Origin of the sequence: Mycobacterium shinjukuense, assembly GCF_010730055.1 — a bacterium.
Taxonomy (GTDB): domain Bacteria; phylum Actinomycetota; class Actinomycetes; order Mycobacteriales; family Mycobacteriaceae; genus Mycobacterium; species Mycobacterium shinjukuense.
Window position 1 is genome coordinate 3,423,171 of the sequence record NZ_AP022575.1, and the last position, 21,676, is coordinate 3,444,846.

15 protein-coding genes and 1 pseudogene are annotated in these 21,676 nt (G+C 68.4%); 7 read left to right on the plus strand and 9 right to left on the minus strand.

From position 1 onward, the window contains the following. The first annotated feature begins 294 nt into the window (after positions 1-294). From G6N20_RS15470 to G6N20_RS15480, 3 genes are all read left to right on the plus strand, one after another. Complete coding sequence (locus G6N20_RS15470; protein ID WP_142272131.1) at positions 295-858, plus strand: hypothetical protein; 564 nt, start codon at positions 295-297, stop codon at positions 856-858. A 103-nt stretch (positions 859-961) separates the two neighbouring features. After that, positions 962-1,141, plus strand: a complete 180-nt coding sequence (locus G6N20_RS15475) for a hypothetical protein (protein WP_158084782.1) — start codon at positions 962-964, stop codon at positions 1,139-1,141. Between the two features lie 98 nt (positions 1,142-1,239). Further along, complete coding sequence (locus tag G6N20_RS15480) at positions 1,240-3,027, plus strand: Hsp70 family protein (protein WP_083050438.1); 1,788 nt, start codon at positions 1,240-1,242, stop codon at positions 3,025-3,027. Positions 3,028-3,039: 12 nt separating this feature from the next. Here G6N20_RS15480 and iniC read toward each other — a convergent pair whose 3' ends face one another. Beyond that, positions 3,040-4,527, minus strand: coding sequence for an isoniazid-induced dynamin-like GTPase IniC (gene iniC / locus G6N20_RS15485; protein ID WP_083050436.1), 1,488 nt, complete (start codon positions 4,525-4,527; stop codon positions 3,040-3,042). Beyond that, positions 4,524-6,365: an isoniazid-induced dynamin-like GTPase IniA gene (gene iniA / locus G6N20_RS15490; protein WP_083050433.1), complete on the minus strand. Its 1,842-nt coding sequence runs from the start codon at positions 6,363-6,365 to the stop codon at positions 4,524-4,526. Before iniA ends, iniC begins: the two co-directional genes overlap by 4 nt. Positions 6,366-6,475: 110 nt before the next feature. Between iniA and G6N20_RS21405 the strand changes: the two are divergent. Then, positions 6,476-6,553, plus strand: a pseudogene (locus G6N20_RS21405) (PfkB family carbohydrate kinase); the annotation flags it as partial. A gap of 68 nt (positions 6,554-6,621) precedes the next feature. Here the strand turns inward: G6N20_RS21405 and G6N20_RS15495 are convergent. The 3 genes from G6N20_RS15495 to G6N20_RS15505 all read right to left on the minus strand — a co-directional run bounded on the left by G6N20_RS15495 (position 6,622) and on the right by G6N20_RS15505 (position 11,121). Next, positions 6,622-7,989: an HNH endonuclease signature motif containing protein gene (locus G6N20_RS15495; RefSeq protein ID WP_163663086.1), complete on the minus strand. Its 1,368-nt coding sequence runs from the start codon at positions 7,987-7,989 to the stop codon at positions 6,622-6,624. Positions 7,990-8,235: 246 nt separating this feature from the next. Further along, a complete protein-coding gene (locus G6N20_RS15500; protein WP_158084803.1) occupies positions 8,236-10,368 on the minus strand; it encodes an IniB N-terminal domain-containing protein in 2,133 nt (710 codons plus the stop codon). A 210-nt stretch (positions 10,369-10,578) separates the two neighbouring features. Continuing rightward, entirely contained in the window at positions 10,579-11,121 is a 543-nt protein-coding gene (locus G6N20_RS15505) for an Rv0340 family IniB-related protein (RefSeq protein WP_083051827.1), read from the minus strand. 189 nt (positions 11,122-11,310) lie between these two features. On the opposite strand from G6N20_RS15505, the gene iniR reads away from it, so the two are divergent. The 3 genes from iniR to G6N20_RS15520 all read left to right on the plus strand — a co-directional run bounded on the left by iniR (position 11,311) and on the right by G6N20_RS15520 (position 17,925). Then, a complete protein-coding gene (gene iniR, locus G6N20_RS15510; protein WP_083051830.1) occupies positions 11,311-13,791 on the plus strand; it encodes an isoniazid response ATPase/transcriptional regulator IniR in 2,481 nt (826 codons plus the stop codon). Between the two features lie 111 nt (positions 13,792-13,902). Next, complete coding sequence (locus G6N20_RS15515) at positions 13,903-16,602, plus strand: (Fe-S)-binding protein (RefSeq protein WP_083051833.1); 2,700 nt, start codon at positions 13,903-13,905, stop codon at positions 16,600-16,602. A 30-nt stretch (positions 16,603-16,632) separates the two neighbouring features. Next, on the plus strand, positions 16,633-17,925 hold the full coding sequence (locus G6N20_RS15520) for a pyridoxal phosphate-dependent aminotransferase (protein WP_083051836.1): 1,293 nt from the start codon (positions 16,633-16,635) through the stop codon (positions 17,923-17,925). 164 nt (positions 17,926-18,089) lie between these two features. Here G6N20_RS15520 and rfbA read toward each other — a convergent pair whose 3' ends face one another. The 4 genes from rfbA to G6N20_RS15540 are packed head-to-tail and all read right to left on the minus strand — an operon-like array spanning position 18,090 to position 21,621. Then, positions 18,090-18,953 (minus strand): glucose-1-phosphate thymidylyltransferase RfbA, encoded by an 864-nt coding sequence (gene rfbA / locus G6N20_RS15525; protein ID WP_083051839.1) that lies wholly within the window; start codon positions 18,951-18,953, stop codon positions 18,090-18,092. A 17-nt stretch (positions 18,954-18,970) separates the two neighbouring features. Next, complete coding sequence (locus G6N20_RS15530; RefSeq protein ID WP_083051841.1) at positions 18,971-19,345, minus strand: nuclear transport factor 2 family protein; 375 nt, start codon at positions 19,343-19,345, stop codon at positions 18,971-18,973. A gap of 26 nt (positions 19,346-19,371) precedes the next feature. Then, positions 19,372-20,127, minus strand: coding sequence for a maleylpyruvate isomerase family mycothiol-dependent enzyme (locus G6N20_RS15535; RefSeq protein WP_083051844.1), 756 nt, complete (start codon positions 20,125-20,127; stop codon positions 19,372-19,374). A 51-nt stretch (positions 20,128-20,178) separates the two neighbouring features. Next, complete coding sequence (locus G6N20_RS15540; protein ID WP_083051847.1) at positions 20,179-21,621, minus strand: nitrate/nitrite transporter; 1,443 nt, start codon at positions 21,619-21,621, stop codon at positions 20,179-20,181. Positions 21,622-21,676 lie beyond the last annotated feature (55 nt).

Here is a 21,676-nt window from a genome sequence, read left to right on the forward strand (position 1 = left end):
AATCGCGACCAGGCCGCGCTCACGTTCCACCGTCGACATGTCATGAGTGGACGCTTAGGCTGGCCGGGTGAGCCTGAGACATGGGCCAACTGGGTCATCGACGGGCTGAACCAGCGCAGCCAACAGGCAACGTCATGACCCCGGTCACAACCTTGCCGGCGCTCGCCCCGCTTGTCGGCGTTGCCGTGCAGCGGTAACACTTTTCCGTCGGCCCCGTTTCAAGAGCGCGTCACTGCGGTAACCTGCGCCCGCTCGTGCGTAATGTGACCTTGTCTCAGATCTTGGGGGTAGCACGTGCGGTGGTGGCATAAAGCGCGGTGGGGACTGGCGGCCCTGCTGGCCGGTGCTGCGCTGGTTGTCGGATGCAGCACCACCATCGACGGCAGGCCCGTCGCCGCGCCGGGGTCGGGGCCCACCGAGCCCTCCGTCCCGACCCCGCGGCCGAGCATCTCGCCGCCGCTCACCACCTCCCCAGCGGCACCGACACCCCCGGCCAGCCCGACCGCTCCGGCCGGCGCCATCCCGCTGCCGCCCGACGAGAACGGTTACGTCTTCATCGAAACCAAGTCCGGTAAGACGCGCTGCCAGATCAACAAGGAGAGCGTCGGCTGCGAGGCCCAATTCACCAACTCCCCGATTCGCGATGGCGAGCACGCCAACGGGGTTCACATCACTGCGGGCGGCTCCGTGCAGTGGGTGCTGGGAAACCTCGGCGCCATACCCACCGTCACCATCGATTACCAAACCTACGACGCGCAGGGCTGGATCATCACCGCCACCATCGACGGCACCCGCTTCCAGAACGCGAGCACCGGTCACGGCATGTTCGTCAGCATCGACCGCGTTGACACGTTCTGAGCCGCAAGCGTCGTCACCACCGTCGGTGCCGTGGCACGCTACGGCCCACCGGAAGACATCGCCGGCAAGCGCCCGGATGGCGTAAGCCCCTCGCCCTGGTCGGGTGGGGCGTCGTCCTGCTCGCCCCAGGCCGCCCCACTCCGACGTCGGTGACGACGACGGTCACGACGGCTACCACCCTCACGCCGGCGACCACCCCGCCGGCGCCCACCACTACCTCGCCGACGACCACCACCACCCCGACCATTACCAATTCCCCAGCGCCCGGGGCGTTCCCACGTAGCCCTGCTACACCCGGGACGACCGAAGCCTCCCTCGGATCCAGCGGCTAGGGTGGGGAACGGTCGCCGACCGCCAGCCACAGGATCCGGGGGTGTGCACATGAGCGAGTCGCTCGGGTTGTCCATCGGGGTGGCCAACCTGGTCGCCGCCCCAGCGGGTGCTCACCCGGTGCGCCGCGCATCGGTGTTGACGCTGTTCGACCGCCGAGCAGCCGAAGTCGGCCTGCCCGAGGAGAACCCCAACCTGACTGAGCCCGGCCTGGTGCTGCGCGGATTTGTCGAGCGGGTCGCAGACCAGGCTCCGCTGGTGGCCGCCGATGGCACCAAGTACTTCGGCGAGGCGCTCACCGCGGTGGCGCTGGCGGCGATGGCACGTACGGTCGGCTACGGGGCGCCGGTCACCATCGCGGCTCCCGCATACTGGTCGGAGGGCCAGTTTCTCGCCCTGCGTCAGGCGTTGCTCAGCCAGCCAACCCTGATGCCCGACGACGTTCCGCCGACCTTGATCTCCGACGCCGTGGCCGCGCTCGCGGCACTGGACAGCATTCCGGGGTTCCCGACCGACGGCGTTGTCGCCGTGTGCGACTTCGGCGCCGCCGGCACCAGCGTCACGCTGGCCGACGCCGGGACGAACTATCAACGGATCGGCCACACCGTCCGGTACCGCGATTTCTCCGGCGACGAGATCGATCAGCTCGTGCTGAATCACCTTGTCGGGGTGGCCCCCGGTGCGGACACGCCCGACGTCGCCGGCACCGCGACGGGAATGGGCTCGGTGACCCGGCTGCTGGGCGCATGCCGGCGCGCCAAAGAACAACTTTCCGCCGCAACAATGGCCACCATCCCGGACGCGGTTGGGGCACCGAGTCCCGGTGCGCAGCTCGGACTGTCTCGCACCGAATTCGACCAACTGATCTCGGGGCCATTGGACCGGTTTGTCGACTCTTTCGAAGAACTATTGCGGCGCAACGGGATTGCGCCGGCCAATCTCGGCGCGATCGCGACCGTGGGCGGCGGCGCCAGCATCCCGCTGATCACCACACGGCTGTCGGACCGGTTGCGGGTGCCCGTCTTCACCACCGCGCAACCGCTGTACAGCGCCGCGGTCGGCGCGGCCGCGCTCGGCGCGCGCTCGTCCGCGGGCGCCCCGACCGGTGCCGGCCCCGCGGTCGCCGCGCCCACCGACATGGTCGGCGTGGCCCCAGCGACCGAGATGTCGCCGACGGCCTGGGCCAACCGGGCCGCCGCCACCGGCGAATCGGCCGTCGACGACGCCGGTTTGCAGGCCCAATCGGCTACCTATCGCGCGCTGGCATGGTCGGAGGACACCGGGACCGGCGGCGAACCGATCCCCTACACCGACGCCGCAGGCGAATATGGTGGGGATGCAACGACTCTCGATTATGTACCGGGGTTTGACTACTCCGACGACGATCGCTACGCCGCCGATCCCGAACATCTACCGTGGTATCGACGTGGTTCCCTGGTGTTCAGCCTGGCCGCCGCGGCCGCGGCCGTGCTGTTAGCCGTGATCTTGGGGCTTACCCTGGGCCCCACCAAGAGCAAGCCGGTCACTACCACCTCGTCGCAACCGGCGCCGCCGCCGCCCCAAACCATCACCGTGACCGGGCCCAACAACAGTCCGACCGTGACGGTGATCCCTCCGCCGCCCCTCAGTTCCACCACGCAGCCGCCGACCACCACCCAGCCCGCCACGACCACGACCGCTCCGCCGACCACCACCACCCCGCCGACCACCACGACCGCTCCGCCGACGACGACGTCGCCACCGACCACCGCCGCACCACCGACCACCACGCAAAGGCCGACGACCACGGCCGCACCCGTCACGCCCACCACCACCGCGGCGCCGGCGCCCGGGACCTAACGCGTTGACCCGTTAGCGGCCGGCGGCGAATTCGGCCACCATGGCCTCGGCGCTGCGCACCGCCGCGCGACATGCCCTGGTGGTGAACGGGTCGTTGAGCGGGTGCGCGGCGCGGCGGCGCCAGCGTTGCGCGGCGGCGAACGCGGCGCGCTGAGCTTCGCGGGGGTTCGCGTCGTAGGGGCTCAGGCCCAGCCGGGCGGCGGGCTCCGTTCCCGAGCCGCCGATGATCCGGCGCAGCGACACCATTTCATCCTCATTCAATGTCGTTGCCCGCGAATGTAATTGGCGCAACAGCCGAAGTTCTTCGAAGGCATGGGTGTCGGCCAGCAATGGGTCGATATCGGCGATGACGTAGGGCGTTGCCATGACGGGATGTGCCTCGACAAACCGGCGCAGGGACACCAGTGCGGTGTGCGCCTTGAGCATGGCGGACCGCTGCGTGAACTGCTGGTTGATCACGTTGCGCAGCGCCACCAGCCCGCTGCGCTCCAGCAGTTCGCTGGCCAGCCCCGTCGAATCGGTGACGCCGGCCGCCAGCGCGGCGATCGAGATCCGGATGCCGAACATGCCGAACCGTTCCAGCAATTGCGCGCGGACGCCCGCGTCCACCGGTAGCGGGCTGTCCGGTCGCACGAAACGGTCCACACTGAGCAGGGCCTTGTTGAGTTCGGTGCGGTCGGCGCTGGCCAGTTTCTTCAGCGCGATGAACTCGCCCTGCCGCAGGGTGCGCGCGGTCAGGGCGAGTAGGCCGGACACCGGCACCACCGCCTGGCAGATGCCCGTCTGGTTCAGCTCGCTGGTGAACCGCTTGGCCACGTCTTTGGCCGACAGCATCGCGTCGATGCGGCCCGCGCCGATCTCGTCGGCCCGGGATGCCACGCCGATGATGCCCAGCGCTCCGGCTGACCCGCCCACCAACCCACCGATCTGTTTGAGCAGCGCGATGTCGGCGGCGTTGAGGGTGCGCAACAAGAACACCACCGCATCCACCCGCGGCACCCCGTCGGCGGGAACCAGCAGCCGCAGCGTGCGCTCGGAGGTGTCGCGGGTCAACGAGGACGTCCCCGGGGTGTCGATGATGGTGCTGCTGGCCAACTCCTCGGCGGGCCACTCGACGTCCAGGTCGACCACGTCGTCGGGGTTCACCCGGCGCAAGTCGAAGCTCAGCCCGCCGCGATGGGTGATCGGCACATTGGTGCGGCGCCCGCCGGGGTGGTTGGCGGTGACCCTCGGGGTCGGGCCATGCCGATACCAGGTCACGATCCGGGTGGCCTCGGTGGCATCGGTCGGGGCGATGTCGTCTCCGACCAACGCGTTAAGCAGGGTGGACTTTCCCGCCTTGAGGGTGCCGGCCAGTGCGATGCGGATCGGCTCGCCCAGCCGCGCACCGATGCGTTCCAGTTCGTAGAAGACGTCGGCGCGCTGACGGTAGGCCGGTTCACCCCGGTATGCCTCGATGGTTCCGCGCAGGATCGCGCGGACCCGGTCGCTGGTGCTCACGCTCGTCCCAGGGTCACCGGCGGGGTCAGCTTGTCCAGGTGGTCGGCCACCTGGTTCAAGATGTCGCGCTGTCGCTGCAGTTCGCGAACCCTGTTGTCGCGCTGGGCTTCTTCCAGGTTGGCCGCGGTGATGGTGGCTTGCAGCGACTCGTTCAGCGATCGGGTGATCTCGTCGGCGATCTCGCGGTAGTGGTCGCGCAGCGTCCGCTGGATCGTCTTGAGCCGGTCGCGTGATTCTTTGCCGACCACGAATGAGACCTCGTCGACGAAGCGGCGCACATTGGTCTTGGCCTCGTTGCGCACCCGCAACAATCGGTTGTGTTTTTCCTCCTTGTATGCCATCCGGCCGAGGATCAGCCCGGCCCCCACCGACAGCGGGTTGAACAGCCCGAGCCCGACCACCGATGACAACATCCCGATCATCACCACGCCGCCATAAGAGCCTCGCATGCCGATGATCATTTTCTGGCCCTTGCGCAGCGGCTTGGATTCCATCGGCGCCAACGCCTTGAGCCGGCCGAAGTCGGAGCCCATCACACGCGCGCTCAGCTCGGGCGACATGACCGAGTCCAACCCCGCGTCGGCGAACGAGCGGGCCACGTCCTCGGCCAACGCCTCGGCACGCTGGTATGCCCACACGAAGTTGTCCCCGACGGCGGTGGCGATGGCGTTCTCCACGTCGTTGCCGATCTCCGCCCAATGCTGAGTCGGGTCACAGGAGTCGATCTGGCGTTCGGCGTCGTCGATCACGGCGCGCAAGCGGGCCCGTAGGTCGTGTTCGACGTCGGCGCTCAGGTCGGTGAACCCGTCGCCCAGCACCTGCTGCCACAGCGCGGTCTGCTGCAGCGCGTCCTGGGCTTCCCGCTTGCGCCGCTCCAAGTCGGCGGCCAGCCGGTCACGGAGGTCCGGGTCGTTGACGGCCGACAGTTCCGAACCGACGGACGTTGCCAATTGTGCTGCAGCTGAATGTATTTCGTGTAGCACCTGGTCACGCACCCGGTCGGTCTCACGGGAAAGGACCCGCTCGCTGAGAAACGTGACGATGGCCGGGAAATTGGATTCGTCGTTGAGTTCCTTGTCGTTGAGCGTGACCGCGTGGCTGCGTAGCAGCGACGAGACTCCGATGATCGGCATCGGTACCCGGGCGCGCTGGAGGTGCGCGGCATTGGTGTTGACGATCTCGCGCCAGTGCGGGTACAGGTCGGTTTTGGTGGCTACGACCATCCCGACCGGACAGATCTGGGATGCCTGCCGGATGAACCACATCTCCGGTTCGGTGAATTCCTGGCTGGCGTCGCTGACCATCAAGAGAGCGTCGGCATCGGGTAGCAGTCCCAGCGTCGCCGACAGGTGGGGCTGCCCGTGGCCACCCACACCGGGCGTATCGATGAACACCAACCCGCCCCTTAACAGCGGGCTGGGCGCGCCGATCTCGACCCGCAACACGTTGCGGCCATTTGCCTGCGGTGCCCGACGCAGGTCGGTGTTGATGTCGTCGACCGGGATGTCGACGGCCGCGGTTTCCCCGTTGGGTCCGACGGCCACGACGATCCGCGCCGACGGCTGGTCGCTGTAGCTCACGACGGTGATCACCACGGTGGCCTCGTCGTCGCCCACCCGCGCCACCGGCAGGTTGAGCAGCGCGTTGAGCAGTTGGCTCTTGCCCTGTTTGAGCTGCCCCGCGATCACCACGCGGATCTGCGGATCGGTGATGCGCTCGCGAGCCCGCCGCAACCGCTGCACCAGGTCGGTGCGGTCGTGGAGTTTGGCGATCGCGACGGTGTGGTCGATCAGTTCGACGATCACGCCGACCCGACGCGGGTCATCGGGTTGGGTCACCGTGCTGCCCCACTTTCTCGATCGCTTTGTCCTTCGGATCACGGTATTCCGACGAACCGGCGGGGACCATGAAGGTTCCCGCCGGTCCCCGCCGGTTTAGGTGAACCGTTAGTAGGCCCGTTCGGGTGGTAGACACCGTCGGCGCCGGCGACGCGTTCATGGTCGGCCTGCTCGACACGCTGTGGGAACGGGCATGCCAGCTAGACCGTTGCCGGCCAGTCGCCCTAAACCCGGTTCCGACCGGCTGGTGCTGGTTTCACGGGTCGTCATCGTCATCGTCCTTGTGCAGGAGTTTTTCGGGGTGAAAGTAGCTGTTGGTGCGTGGCTGTCCGTGGTCGAGGTGGGCGGGGGGAAGCCACTCGGTGGTGCCGTCTTTACGTTTGCGGGTGATCCAGCCCCCGCTGGTGGCCAGTTTGTGGTGGGGGCCGCAGGCTTGAGTGAGCTTGTCGATGTCGGTCTCTCGGCACTCGGAATAATCGGTGACATGGTGCACCTCGGTGAGGTAGCCCGGCACATCGCAATTGGGAAACGAGCAGCCGCGATCCTTGGCGTACAAGACTATTCGCTGGGCAGGGGAGGCCAGCCGCTTGGTGTGATACAGCGCCAGCTCGCGGCCGTGGTCAAAGATGCGCAGGTAGTGGTGGGCGTGGGCGGCCAGCCGGATCACCTCGCTCATCGGCAGCAGGCTGCCCCCGCCGGTGAGCGCGTGCCCGGCAGCCGATTGCAACTCGGCCAGGCTGGTGGACACGATGATCGCCGCGGGCAGCCCGTTGTGTTGGCCCAGCTCCCCCGAGCACAGCAGGGCACGTAGCGCCGCCTGCAGGCCGTCGTGGTTGCGCTGGGCGGTGCTGCGGGTGTCGGCGTCGATGGCGGCCTGTGACGGGGTGCCGGCCACGCAGGGGGTGGGGTCGGCGGGGTTGGCCATGCCGGGGGCGGCCAGTTTGGCCAGCACGGCATCGACGGTGGCGCGGGCTTCGGGGGTCAGGTAGCCGGTGATGGCCGACATGCCGTCGGCGCCTTGCTTGCCGAGGATGATGCCGCGGCGGCGGGCCCGGTCGGTGTCGGTGAAATTGCCGTCGGGGTTGAGGCAGTCGGCGAGTTTGGCGGCCAGCTTGTGCAGCTGGTCGGGCCGGAACTGCCCACCCAGGCCGGCCAGTTCGGCTTCGGCCTTGTCCCGGGTGGGCAGGTCCACCCGGCTGGGCAGCTGGTGCAGGAAGGAGCGAATGATCTGCACGTGTTGCGTGCCGAGCTGGCCGGCGCGTTGGGCTTCGGCGGTGGCGGTCAGCAGCGGCGGCAACACCTCTCCGGTCAGCGCGCGCCGCGGCCCCAGCTCGGCGGCCTCGCCGATGCGCCTGGCTGCTTCGCCGCGGGTGATGCGCAACCGCTCGGCCAGCGCAAAGGGGAGTTTGCCGCCCAGTTCGCTCGGGTCGGCCTGGTCGGCGAGCTTGTTGATGAACGGGTGCTCGATCGCCGGCAGGCGGCGGCGCAGGGTTTCGCAGCGTTCCAGCATGGTCAGGCATTCGGGGGTGGTCAACACGTCGATCGAGAGGTCCAGCGCCCGGTCCAGGGCGGCGTCGAGGGCGTCGAACACCGCGACGATCTCCTCCCGGCTACTCGAATGCATGTTCGAATGATATCACGGTTGGCCGACATGCGCCACCTCGTGCACAGGGTAAATCCGATGGTACGCCAGTGAATTCAGTGACTCGGGTGCCAGCAGGCTCGGCCCAGTAACGCGGTGTAAGGGAGCGGTGCCAGGGCATCTAGCAACATGATGCGACAGCGGCATTGGTACAGCGGTGCGTGTTACCCGCGGATACCTAAGACGCGGGTGCACGGGTCTAGCCCTCCACCGGACGGCTTCTGCGAATCAGAACCCGGGCAGGCCGAACGGCCCGTGCGAGGCCGGTGGCTCGATGTGAACCGGCGGCTCGTGGGTTACCGGCGGCTCGTGGCCAGACACCGTCGGCGGCTCATGGTGGACCGGCGGCTCGACCGGTGCGTGCTCCGTCGGTGGAACCACTGGCGCGGGCGCGGCCGGGGTCGGCGTCGGGGTGTGCGGCGCCGGTGCGTTGATCACCGGCGGGTTCATGCCGCCATGGCCGGCCGGGCTCTGGACGACGGCACCGCCCGACGGAGGCGTCACGTGGCCGCCCACCCCCGTGCCCCCCTGGATGACGGGGCCGTGGCCCCCGGGCAAGGTGGGGCCGTGCTCCACCGGAGTGACACCACCGCTGACGCCGCCGCCACCGCCGAGCGTGGCACCCTCGTCGCCGAGGATGTCGCCGAGCGCTCCGGCGCCGCCGGCCGCCGTTCCGCCGGCAGCCGCGGCCTGGCCAGCAAGGCCGGTGCCGCCGCCAATCCCGGCCTGGCCACCAAGCTCGGTACCGCCGCCAGCCCCGGCCGCTGCGCCCCCTCCCGCAGCGGCCTGGGCTCCCATACCCGCTCCGGCGGAGATGACCGCGGGTTGAGTAGGCGGGTGACCGGCAGATGCGCCGCCAATACCAAGACCCGCGCCGTCGGCCGCCCCGGCCTGACCGCCGACTCCGACACCCGCCAGCGGGCCCGACACGTGAGGCATAGCTGCGCCGCTCAACGCAGCGCCTTCGCTGGCGATCAAACCGGCCTGACTGCTTGCGCCGGCGCCTAGCGCGGCGTTGCCGCCGATGTTGGTCAGCCCGCCGACACTCCCGGCACCAGCCAGTCCACCGCCCGCGGCAATACCCGCCTGACCACCCAACGCGGTCTGGCCAACAAGACCAAGACCAGCCTGGCTCACGAGACCGGCCTGACCTGCGATGCCGGCCTGACCGGCAAGACCGGCCTGGCCCGCAAGACCGGCTTGGCCGGCAAGACCGGCCTGACCGGCAACGGCACCACCGGCAGCAACACCGACCTGGCCGCCTAGACCCGCCGCCCCACCAATGGCACCACCGGCCTGACCACCGATGCCGATGCCGGCCTGACCACCGACAGCGCCAGCAGCGCCGACACCGGCCTGGCCACCGACTGCGGCCTGCCCACCCACGCCGATACCGGCCTGCCCGCCAGCACCAACGGCGGCTTGGCCGCCAGCACCGACCTGGCCGACAACAACACCGCCAGGCTGACCACCGACACCGATTTGGCTATTGCCGCCGAAGCGACCGGCGACGCCCGCACCAGCGCCGATCGCGCCACCGGCGCTACCACCGATGGCGCCGCCGGCCTGGCCAGCAACACCGGCAGCAATGCCTCCAGCGGCACTCCCACCGATCGCCCCGCTCAGACCCAGACCACCCCCGCCGGCGAACCCGGCACCGACCTGCCCACCGATGGCTGCTTGGCCACCAACATGAGCGGCGAGTCCGGCCTCGAACCCACCACTGACACCAAGCGCGGCCTGGGCACCCAGGCCCGTTTGCGCGCCAACACCTAAACCGAACCCGGCACCAACCTGAGCACCGACTCCGGCCTGCACGCCAACTCCAAAACCCAGGCCCGCCTGAGCACCCAGACCCACCTGACTGGCGAAGCCGCCAGTCGCCTCGGCAAACCCCAGGCCCGGAAAGAAACCGACCACCCCGGTCTGCCAGCCCAGACCACCTTGGCCCAGCACCCCAGCGCCAAAGCCGCCGGTGAGGCCACCGCCGATGTCAGCCGCCGCGACGGTCGCCATTCCGGCACCCGCCTCCGCAGCGACGAGGCCCGCACCACCGACCACCACACCCGCATCACCGGCGACCACTCCGGCGTCCTGGGCGACAACCGTAGACCCCACGCCCGGGTCGGAGGCCGAGGCAAGGCCGTGGCGCTCGGCCACCGCCTGCCGCACACCACCGATCGGGTCGCCGGGATCCAGCGCCAAACCGGGCACCATATTGGCCGCCACCCACGAGAACTCCGCGGGCGACACATTGATCAGCCCGGCATTGGTCATGGCCTGCCCAGGAGCGGCGACGAACGACCGGGCCGCGTGCTCGCTGCGAAAGAGGCTCAGGATGTAGTCGACAAGCGAGGTCATGTTCATTTCCCTTCAATCGTCTGTCCGCCGAAATGACCGGCGCTGTGCCATCAACGCTATGGATTCCGCCCCTCCCCGAAATCGGGGTCAGCTCCCCCAGCAAGGCGGGTGCCCACCGGGATCGGCCAGGCCACTGCGTTAGGGGATTAGGGGAGATTCGGGGGCTGCTGTGCCCATGCCGAAGCCACACCGGTGTCCGGATGGCAAGACTCACCCGTGGATGTCGAACCCGTGGTGATTGGGCTCCGCGGCATGCGGCTGGATGACCGAGTGATCCCAGATCGCCGGGTCCTCCGTCGGGAATTCGTCGCCGTGAGCGAATGCCGGATCGGCCATCTCAGCCCCCGTGAGCAGCACCGACGGCTCGTGCGGACCGGTCCCCAACGGCTGCGGATTGGTAGGCACCTCGACGGATCCGGGCGAGCCCGGCGGGTTGATCACGCCGCTTGCCGGACCGTGGTGCTGGGCGGCGGGCGTCGGGGTGTGCGACGAAAACGCGTCCAGCGCGGCCGCCGCCGCCCCGGTGGCCCACACGTTGCCGTGATCCGCGACTGGTGCCCCGGCAGCGGCACCGGCCGGAGCGGCCATCGACAGCGAATCCGACACCACGGGGATCAGGTTGTTCACGTCGGCACTGGTCACGTTCGTCAGGTGAGCATTAGCGATCGCCTGGGCTGGGTTCGCGGCATAGCGTGCGGCGGCCTCGGGATCGCGCACCAGCGAGATGACAAAGTCGAGCAGCGAGTTTGCCATGACACACCTCCTGGCCGCACCTCTCCCGTGGTACCGATGCTATCGGCGCAGGCCGCGTCTGTATTCGGTGCGAAACCCGCCCGTCCTACGGCCCCATTAGGGGGTAGGACGTTAGGGGAATGATCTGTTCAGGAAGCGGGGGTGGCTATCGTGATGACACCGCCGCCGACCCCCAGTCAGCCCAGAGGAATGCGATATGAGCACGTCGCCCGGCTCGCCGAGGACGGCGACCCGGTGACCGCATCCGCTAGCGAACTGCCACCGGCCGCCCGCGGCGTCATCCGGGACCTTATGAATGCCGCGACGCTGCCGGTCAAGGTCTTGATCAGCGGTGGGCTTGGCACCGGCAAAAGCACCGTGTTGGCGGCCGCGCGGGAGACGCTGCGGCGCGCCGGCCTCAACGTGCTGGCACGCCCGCCGCGAGACGGCGATCCGCTGGACGCGGCGTTCGTCGTCGACGACGCCCACCTGCTGTCCGACGCCGAATTGCTTCAGCTCACCGAGCGGGTAGCCGATGCCCGCGCGACGGTGGTGGTGGCCGCCGAAGCCCACGAACAGCACCCCGCGCTACGGGCTCTGGCGACGGCTGTCGAACGGGACCGACCGCGAATATCGCTCGGCCCGCTGCCGGTGGCCGAGCACCTGCGGGACTGCACGGCCGGTTTGCCGTTCCTCGTTCACGCGGTGTCCGACGGTTCGCGCCCGTCGGCGCAGGCGGCCAAGACGGCTCTGATCGAACGGTTGCGACGACTCGACGAACCCGCCCTGGACACGCTGCTCGTCATGTCGCTGACCCCCGAGTTGGGGACCACCGATGTGGCTGCCGCACTTGGCATCTCAGCAACAGACGCCCGCCGGCTGGTCGATCGTGCGCACGCCAGCGGACTCACCGGACCCGCCCATCCACCGGCGTTTCTGCGGTCGGTGCATGAGGCCGTCGCCCACATCGTCGGCAACGCCCACCACAACGAGGTGGAAACCTCGCTGCTGCGTTCACAACTCGACATCGCCACGGTGTCACCGGAGCTCGCGCTGCGATTGGCCGAACACGGTCTGCGCGACGACCGGCTGGCCGGCATCCTCGCGCGTTACGCCGCGGACGCCCGCGCCGATTCCGTCCGCGCCGCCAGGCTGTACCGTGCGGCGGTCGGCGCGGGTGCCGAGGGATTGACGTCGCGGCTGGCCGACGCGCTCGCGCTCACCGGTGATTGTGCGGCCGCCGCGACCCTGGCCGACGATCTGCTCACTTCGTCGGACTCCGCTGACCGCGCAGCCGCGGTGCGGATCGCGGCCAGCGTCGCGACCCATGACGGCAACACGGGTCAGGCGGCCGAGCTGTTTGGCTGGCTGGGCCCGCACTCGGACCCGGTGGTGGGTGCGGCGGCGGCGATCGTGTTCGCCGCGACCGGGGACCAGGCGTCGGCGCGGGCCGCGCTGCGCCTCAACGACGCCGGTCCGCCGACGATGGCTGCACGGGCTGCGCGCGGTCTGGCCGAAGGGCTGCTGCTGAGCATTGATCAGCCCTATCCGGCAGCGATGGCAAGACTGGGCCAGGCCCTCGCGGTCGGACAATCCATCGGCGAAGTCCTTCCGGACAGCCCGGCCGCGCTGGTTACCCTGGCCGCGATCCACGGCGGTGACCCGGTCCGCGCCCGCGGTGTGATCGGGCGGGCGGTGCACGCCGGCGGTGACGCGCTGTTCCGGGGTCGGCACCTGTTGCTGTCCGGGTGGATCAAAATGCAGGACGGACAGCTGCCGTCGGCCACCGCGGACGTCACCGCGGCCGGCGCCGAACTTCACCGCCGCGACGCGTTGTGGGCCGCGGCACTGCGGACCGCGGTCGCGCGCCGCAGCGGCGACATCGGTGCGCTGCAAAAGCATTGGTGCGCAGCCAGGGACGTGCTCGCCGAGCATTCGGTCGACCTGTTCACCCTGCTGCCGGTGGGTGAACTGTGGGTCGCCGCCGCCCGGCTACGCCAGCTGGACCAGCTGCAACACACCGTGGATCAGGCGTTCACCCTGCTGGATTCGCTGGGCAACCCCACCCTGTGGTCGATTCCACTGCATTGGGCCGGGGTGCACGCCGGGATCCTCGCCAACTCGCCGGAATCGGTGGCGCCGCACGGCCAGGCGCTCAGCGCGGCGGCCGGCCACAGCACCCTGGCACGGGCGCTGGCCGGTGCCGGGCGCACATGGCTGCGGGTGCTGGCCGATCGGGTCGACGCCGACGAGGTCACCGCGGCGGCGCGCGCCCTGTCGCGGGCCGGGCTGACCTCGGATGCGACCCGGCTCGCCGGTCAGGCCGCGCTGCAAACACCCGACGCGCGGGTGTCCGGGGCCATGCTGCAGCTGGCCCGCGACCTCAAGCTGAGCGTGAGCCCCAGCGGTACACCCAGCGAGCCTGCCGACGCGCAGCCGCCGACCACCGGTCCGTCCGCGGCCCGCCAACCACGGCCGGGCACGCCGTTGTCCGATCGAGAACGTGAAGTCGCCGAATTGCTGCTGTTGGGCATGCCGTATCGCGACATCGGTGGCCAGCTGTTCATCTCAGCGAAAACGGTGGAGCACCACGTGGCCCGGATCCGTCGCCGCCTGGGCGCCGGCTCCCGCTCGGAGATGCTGTCGATGCTGCGCGCGATGCTGGCCCCACCGGGTGAGAGCCGCAGCTGAGAGCCGCCGGCAGGTTAGGACAGCCTTTCTCGCGGGGAAAGCCGCGCAGGTGTCAGGATGAGCAGGTTGAGCAGGGCTTCCACTGAGTACGACGAATCGGGGTGACCTTCGGTGACCACGCAGACGCTCATCAGGCTGGTGCTGGGCCTGGGCATGACCGCCGTGGTGGGAGTGTTCGCCCTACGGCGAATCTGGTGGCTGTACCGGCTGATCATGTCCGGCCAGCCGGCCAGTGGACGCACCGACCAGCTCGGAACCCGCATCTGGACCCAGGTCGCCGAGGTGTTCGGACAACGCCGGCTGCTCAAGTGGTCGCTACCGGGCTTGGCGCACTTCTTCACCATGTGGGGCTTTTTCATCCTGCTCACGGTCTACATCGAGGCCTACGGGGTGCTGTTCCAGCCGAACTTCCACCTTCCGATCATCGGCCGCTGGGACGCGCTGGGCGCCTTGCAGGACTTCTTCGCGCTGGCCGTGCTGACCGGCATCATCACGTTCGCGATCATCCGATTGCGCAGCGAGCCCAAGGAGTACGGTCGCGGGTCCCGGTTCTACGGTTCCCACCTCGGCGGTGCGTGGCTGATCCTGTTCATGATCTTCAACGTCATCTGGACCTATGCCATCTTCCGTGGCGCGTCGGTGAATGCCCTCGGCGACGAATTCCCTTACGGCAAGGGCGCGTTCTTCTCGCACGCCATGGGCGCGCTGCTGCATCCGTTGGGGCACAACACCAACGAGATCGTCGAGACCGTGGCGCTGATGCTGCACATCGGGGTCATGCTGGCCTTCCTGCTGATCGTGCTGCACTCCAAGCACCTGCACATCTTCCTGGCACCCATCAACGTCACGTTCAAGCGACTGCCCGACGGGTTGGGCCCGCTGCTGCCGATGGAGTCCGGCGGCAAGCCGATCGATTTCGAGAACCCCAGTGAAGACGCGGTTTTCGGACGCGGCAAGATCGAAGACTTCACCTGGAAGGCCAATCTCGACTTCGCCACCTGCACCGAGTGCGGGCGCTGTCAGTCGCAATGCCCGGCCTGGAACACCGGCAAACCGTTGTCGCCCAAGCTGGTCATCATGGACCTGCGCGATCACTGGATGGCCAAGGCGCCCTACATTCTGGGCGAAAAGACCGGTGCGGAGGGCGACACCGAATCCGGGCACAAAGAGATCCACCACGTGCCGGAGTCGGGCTTCGGCCGGGTGCCCGGGCACGGGCCCGAACAGGTGGCCCGCCCGTTGGTCGGCACCGCCGAGCAAGGCGGCGTGATCGACCCCGACGTGCTGTGGTCGTGTGTGACCTGCGGCGCCTGCGTCGAGCAATGCCCCGTCGATATTGAACACGTCGACCACATCGTCGATATGCGCCGCTACCAGGTGATGATGGAGTCGGAGTTTCCCTCCGAGCTGTCGGTGCTGTTCAAGAACCTGGAGAACAAGGGCAACCCGTGGGGGCAGAACGCCGCCGACCGGACCAACTGGATCGACGAGGTCGACTTCGACGTCCCGGTCTACGGCCAAGACGTCGACAGCTTCGACGGTTACGAATACCTGTTCTGGGTCGGCTGCGCGGGCGCCTACGACGACAAGGCCAAGAAAACCACCAAGGCCGTCGCGGAACTGCTCGCCGTTGCCGGGGTGAAGTACCTGGTGCTGGGCGCCGGGGAAACCTGCAACGGCGACTCCGCGCGCCGGTCCGGCAACGAGTTCCTGTTCCAGCAGCTGGCCCAACAGGCCGTCGAGACCTTAGACGGGCTGTTCGACGGTGTGCAGACCGTCGACCGCAAGATCGTCGTCACCTGCCCGCACTGCTTCAACACCCTCGGCAAGGAATACCGGCAACTGGGCGCCCACTACACCGTGTTGCACCACACCCAGCTGCTCAACCGGCTGGTGCGCGACCAGAAGCTGGTGCCGGTCACCCCGGTCTCCCAAGACATCACCTACCACGACCCGTGCTACCTGGGCCGGCACAACAAGGTCTACGAGGCGCCGCGCGAGCTGATCGGCGCCGCGGGCGCCAACCTCACCGAGATGCCACGCCACGCCGAGCGCAGCTTCTGCTGCGGCGCCGGCGGCGCACGCATGTGGATGGAAGAGCACATCGGCAAGCGCATCAACCACGAACGCGTCGACGAGGCGCTGGCCACCAACGCCGCCGCGATCGCGACCGGCTGCCCGTTCTGCCGGGTGATGGTCACCGACGGTGTCAACGACCGGCAGGAAGAGGCCGGCCGCAGCGGCGTCGAGGTGCTCGACGTGGCCCAGGTGCTGCTGGGGTCCCTCGACCACGACAAGGCCACGCTGCCGGCCAAGGGCACGGCCGCCAGAGAGGCCGAAGAGCGGGCCGCCAAGGCCGAGAAGGCGGCGCCCAAGGCCGCCGCACCCAGCGCGCCCGCCCAAGCACCCGCTACACCACCGGCCGAGGAAGCCGAGACGCCGGCAGCCGTCACACCGGCCGCACCCGCGCCCGTCAAAGGCTTGGGTATCGCCGGTGGCGCCAAGCGACCCGGCGCCAAGAAGGCGGCGGCCACGACCGCCGAGACGCCGACACCGCCAGCGCCGGCCGCACCTGCAGCGCCGGTGAAGGGTCTCGGCATCGCCGCCGGCGCCAAGCGGCCCGGAGCCAAGAAAGCGGCCGCCCCGACCACTGAGCCCGAGGCACCCGCGGCCGCCGAGCCAGAACCTGAAGCAAAGCAACCGGAGCCGGCCGCGCAACCCGACGGCCAAACGGCTCCGCCGGCCGCACCGGCCGCACCGGTGAAAGGGCTGGGCATCGCACGCGGTGCCCGTCCACCCGGCAAACGCTGATCACGATTTGACAGCTGTCAGCAAATTTCGGTGGACAGCGATGGCACCATAGTGGACGTGACTACCCCTCACCAGCTGCACTGGCACACCGCAAGCCATCAGCGGCAACGCGCCTTCGTGCAGTCATCCAAGCTGCAGGATGTGCTGTACGAAATCCGCGGCCCGGTGCATCAGCACGCCGCGCGCCTTGAGGCCGAAGGGCACCGCATCCTCAAGCTCAACATCGGTAACCCGGCGCCGTTCGGCTTCGAGGCCCCTGACGTGATCATGCGCGACATGATCCAGGCGCTGCCGTACGCGCAGGGGTATTCCGACTCGCAGGGCATCATGTCGGCCCGGCGTGCGGTGGTCACCCGCTACGAGCTGGTCCGCGGCTTTCCCCGATTCGATGTCGACGACGTCTACCTGGGCAACGGGGTCTCCGAGCTGATCACCATGACGTTGCAGGCGTTGCTGGACAACGGCGATCAGGTGTTGATCCCCGCTCCGGACTACCCGCTGTGGACGGCGTCGACGTCGCTGGCCGGCGGCACACCCGTGCATTACCTGTGCGACGAGACCCAAGGCTGGCAACCCGACATCGCCGACCTGGAATCCAAGATCACCGCGCGCACCAAGGCGCTGGTCGTCATCAACCCGAACAACCCCACCGGCGCGGTCTACACCCGCGAAATCCTTAGCCAGATGGTCGATGTGGCGCGCAAACATCAACTGTTGCTGCTCGCCGACGAAATCTACGACAAGATCCTCTACGACGACGCCCAGCACATCAGCCTGGCCTCGGTTGCCCCCGACATGTTGTGCCTGACCTTCAATGGCCTGTCGAAGGCATACCGGGTCGCCGGATACCGGGCCGGCTGGCTGGCGATCACCGGGCCCAAGGACCACGCCAGCAGCTTCATCGAGGGCATCAACCTGCTGGCCAATATGCGGTTGTGCCCGAATGTCCCGGCACAGCATGCGATTCAGGTCGCCCTCGGCGGCCACCAGAGCATCGAGGACCTGGTGCTACCCGGCGGCCGGCTGCTCGAGCAGCGCGACGTCGCCTGGACCAAGCTCAACGAGATTCCAGGGGTGTCGTGCGTCAAACCCGCCGGTGCGCTGTATGCGTTCCCGCGGCTGGATCCCGAGGTGTATGACATCGCCGACGACGAACAGCTCGTCCTCGACCTGCTGCTGTCGGAAAAGATCCTGGTCACCCAGGGCACCGGGTTCAACTGGCCGGCACCGGATCATCTGCGCCTGGTCACCCTGCCGTGGGCGCGCGATCTGGCGGCCGCCATCGACCGGCTGGGCAACTTCTTGGCCAGCTACCGGCAGTAACGCCGGCCGGCGGCTTCGCGAGTAAACCGGCAAAGGCGGCAACGGCGGCAACGGCGGAACCGGCCCCAGCACCGGCGCCGGCGGGGCCGGCGGGCTGGTGCCCGAACAGGACGGGCTGGCGGGGTTGCCGTAGCCGGGGCGCTACCGGCAGCAGCCCATGGAAGTTAGCGTTCCAACAATTCCAGCAGGTAGCTGCCGTATCCGGACTTGACCAGGCTGCGGGCCCGCCGCGCCAACTGCTCGTCGTCGATCCAACCCAACCGCCACGCCACCTCCTCGGGAATGCTGACCTTCAGTCCTTGGCGACGTTCCAGCGTGCGCACAAAATCGGCGGCGTCTAGCAGCGAATCGAAGGTCCCGGTGTCCAGCCACGCCGTCCCGCGGGCCAGCACCTCGACTGCCAACCGGCCCTGGTTGAGATAGACCTGGTTAACCTCGGTGATCTCGTACTCGCCGCGCGCCGATTTCTTTAAGCCCTTGGCGATCTCGATCACGTCGTTGTCGTAGAAGTACAGGCCCGGCACCGCATAGTGTGACTTCGGGGTAGCGGGTTTCTCCTCGAGCGACAAAGCCATGCCGTCGGCGCCGAATTCAACCACTCCATAGGCCGACGGGTTGGCCACCCAGTACGCGAAAATGGCTCCGCCGCTGACGGATTGGAAACGCCGCAGGCTGGTGCCCAACCCCGGGCCGTAGAAGATGTTGTCGCCCAACACCAATGCCACCGTATCGTTGCCAATGTGGTTGGCGCCGATGACGAATGCCTGCGCCAGACCGTCGGGCCGCTCCTGGGTGGCGTAGCTGATGTTGACGCCCAAGTGCGCCCCGTCACCAAGCAGGCGGTGAAAGCCGGGTGCGTCGTGGGGGGTGGTGATCAGCTGAATGTCGCGGATGCCGGCCATCATCAGGGTGGTCAGCGGGTAGTAGATCATGGGTTTGTCGTAGACCGGCAGCAGCTGCTTGCTGATGCCCATGGTGATCGGGTACAGCCGGGTGCCCGAACCGCCGGCCAAGATGATCCCGCGCATGACTGGCTCCTCAAACGTCAATCGACCGCGTCGGCCTCGGTCAGCTCGGTGGCCGCCAACGCCGACGCCAAGTCCTGATGACGGAACACCGCGGTGACGTGATCGCGGACCACCCGGAACGCCGACGCGCTTGTCGTGACGGCGCCGGGATCGTCGCGGTCGGTGATCTTCTGTTCGGCGACCACGACGCCGTCGTGCACGAACATCCGGCCGAGCTCGGCCGTCGTCGTGAGCGCGGCTGCCCACCTGCGTAGCGCCTCATGCCCCTGCACGGCTCCGCGCGCGTCGCCGATGTCGATGTCCTCACTGGACAACGCCACCAGGGTCTCGATGTCGGCGGTATGGAGGGCGTCGTGCCAGGCCAGCACGGTAGCGATCTCCGATGTGGTCATGGTGTGCAAATTACCGTGTGCGGCGGCTAGAGCGGGGTCCGGTCCAGCCATGTGTTCCAGACGGCCACGTCACCAAGCAACTCGATCCCGGTGTCGGCGACCGGGACTCGGCGCACCATCGCCAGCAGCAGCTCGGTGGCGCCGCCACGCAGCGCCACGGTGCCCTTACCGTGCCGGTGCGACCAGGTGATCCCGCCGTCATCGACACCGATCGTCCATTCGCCCGATTCGCCGAGCCCGGGATCGGTGGCGTGCAGGTGCAGGGTGTCGTCGCCTTCCAGCGGTAGGGCCGCACCGTCGCGGCCGGCCTGGATCACGATGCGTTCCAGGAATTCGCTGATCCCGTCGGCCGCCACGTCCGGTTGCAGCGTGAATTCGCTCCCGACGGTGATCGCGGCGTCGGCGCGGTGCACCGCCGCCTCGTGCAACCGGCGCCGGATCCACCAGCCAGCCGGTCGCCGCCCGAGGAACGTCCACACCGGCGTGTCCGCACCCGTCCGCGCGACGGCGTCGACCAGCCGCTGCGCCCCGTCGCGCAACCAGGAGATCGCGTCGTCGGGATCCGGTGGCGGCTTGCCCCCTTCGACGCCGCGGGGATCGAGGAAATGGTCCAGCCGATCACGCACGATCTGGGCCGCCCAGCGGTCCCCACGGCCGACGTGGCGAAACAGTTGCCCAAGGCTCCAGCCCGGACAGGTCGGTACCGGCGTGGATTGATCGGCGGTGCGGATCAGCTCCCCAAACGCTCTGGTCTGCTCAAGGTATGCCGACGCGTGGTCCACTTTGGCGAGGTTACCCGCGGCCGCCAGCGGCGATGCCTGAATGTGCGGATATCACCCAGAGACGGAGGCCTGCGCAACCGTCGCCGTCGTCGGGACACGCACCCTGCTGGGCGTCCGTACGTACACGAACCAGGTAACCACCGCGCACAACACGTAGAAGCCCAGGAACACCCAGAACGCTGCCGTCGCGGACTTGGCGGCCGACAGATACGACGCCCGCAGCGCGACGTTGATGCCGACGCCGCCGAGCGCGCCGATGGCCCCGGCGATACCGATCAGCGCACCCGACATCCGGCGCGACCAGTCGGCCTTCTCGGCCCGGCTCAAACCGTCCATGCTCTGCGCCTTGGCGTCGAAGATTGACGGGATCATCTTGTACACCGACCCGTTGCCGATTCCCGACAGGATGAACAGTGCGACGAACCCGACCACGTAGGCGGCCAAAATGCCGCCCGATAGGCCGCGATGCCCGGCGTCGGCCATCTCACCGAACACCACCAGCCAGCCGGCGGCGGCGATCATCGCGGCGAACGCGTACAGCGTCACCTTGCTGCCGCCGATGCGGTCGGACAGCCAACCGCCCGGCGGCCGCGCGATCGAGCCCACCAGTGGCCCGACGAACGCGATCTGGGCGGCGTGCAGGGCCGCCTGCGCCGTCATCGCCGGGGTCACCTTGGCGCCGTGGCTGAGGTTGGCGAGAAAGCTGATCTGCAGCACCTGGCCGAACGCGAACGAATAGCCGATGAACGACCCGAACGTGCCGATGTACAACAGCGCGATCAGCCACGAGTCGCGGTATTTCATCACGTCGATCATCGATCGGGCATCGGTGCGCTGGTTGGTCAGGTTGTCCATGAACAGCGCGGCGGCGACCGCGGCGATCACCAGCAGCACCAGGTATACCGCGCACACCCAGTGCGGGGAACGGTTGCCCACCGCGGCGATCACCAGCAGCCCGATGATCTGGACGGTCGCGACGCCGATGTTGCCGCCGCCGGCGTTCAGGCCCAGCGCCCACCCCTTGAGGCGCTGCGGATAGAACGCGTTGATGTTGGTCATCGACGACGCGAAGTTGCCCCCGCCCAACCCCGCGATGGCCGCCACGATCATGAATGTCGTGTACGACGTGCCGGGGTGGGCCATGCAATACAGCGTCAACACCGTGGGGATCACCAGCACCAGCGCGGAAAAGATGGTCCAGTTGCGACCGCCGAACCTCGCCACCGCGAACGTGTAGGGCAGCCGCAGCACCGACCCGACCAGCGCGGGCATCGCGACGAGGAAGAACTTTCCGGCGGCGTCGATGTGATAGACGTTCTGCGGCATGAACAGGACCATCACCGACCAGATCGACCAGACGGAGAACCCGACGTGCTCAACGAAGATGGACCAGATCAGGTTGCGGCGCGCGATCTTCGCGCCGCCGTTGTTCCAGGCGTCGACGTCTTCGACATCCCAGTCATCGATGGTGTGGTTGCGCACCTGTATTGGCATGCCATCACCGTAGAAAAGTGTTATTGCCGCGACGCTTCCCGCGATGACCGGCGCG

Coding starts and splice junctions, on each gene's coding strand:
- iniR (WP_083051830.1), top strand. CDS start 11,311: ATGCGATATGAGCACGTCGCCCGGCTCGCCGAGGACGGCGACCCGGTG.
- G6N20_RS15540 (WP_083051847.1), bottom strand. CDS start 21,621: ATGCCAATACAGGTGCGCAACCACACCATCGATGACTGGGATGTCGAA.
- G6N20_RS15530 (WP_083051841.1), bottom strand. CDS start 19,345: ATGACCACATCGGAGATCGCTACCGTGCTGGCCTGGCACGACGCCCTC.
- rfbA (WP_083051839.1), bottom strand. CDS start 18,953: ATGCGCGGGATCATCTTGGCCGGCGGTTCGGGCACCCGGCTGTACCCG.
- G6N20_RS15505 (WP_083051827.1), bottom strand. CDS start 11,121: ATGGCAAACTCGCTGCTCGACTTTGTCATCTCGCTGGTGCGCGATCCC.
- G6N20_RS15495 (WP_163663086.1), bottom strand. CDS start 7,989: ATGCATTCGAGTAGCCGGGAGGAGATCGTCGCGGTGTTCGACGCCCTC.
- G6N20_RS15500 (WP_158084803.1), bottom strand. CDS start 10,368: ATGACCTCGCTTGTCGACTACATCCTGAGCCTCTTTCGCAGCGAGCAC.
- G6N20_RS15480 (WP_083050438.1), top strand. CDS start 1,240: ATGAGCGAGTCGCTCGGGTTGTCCATCGGGGTGGCCAACCTGGTCGCC.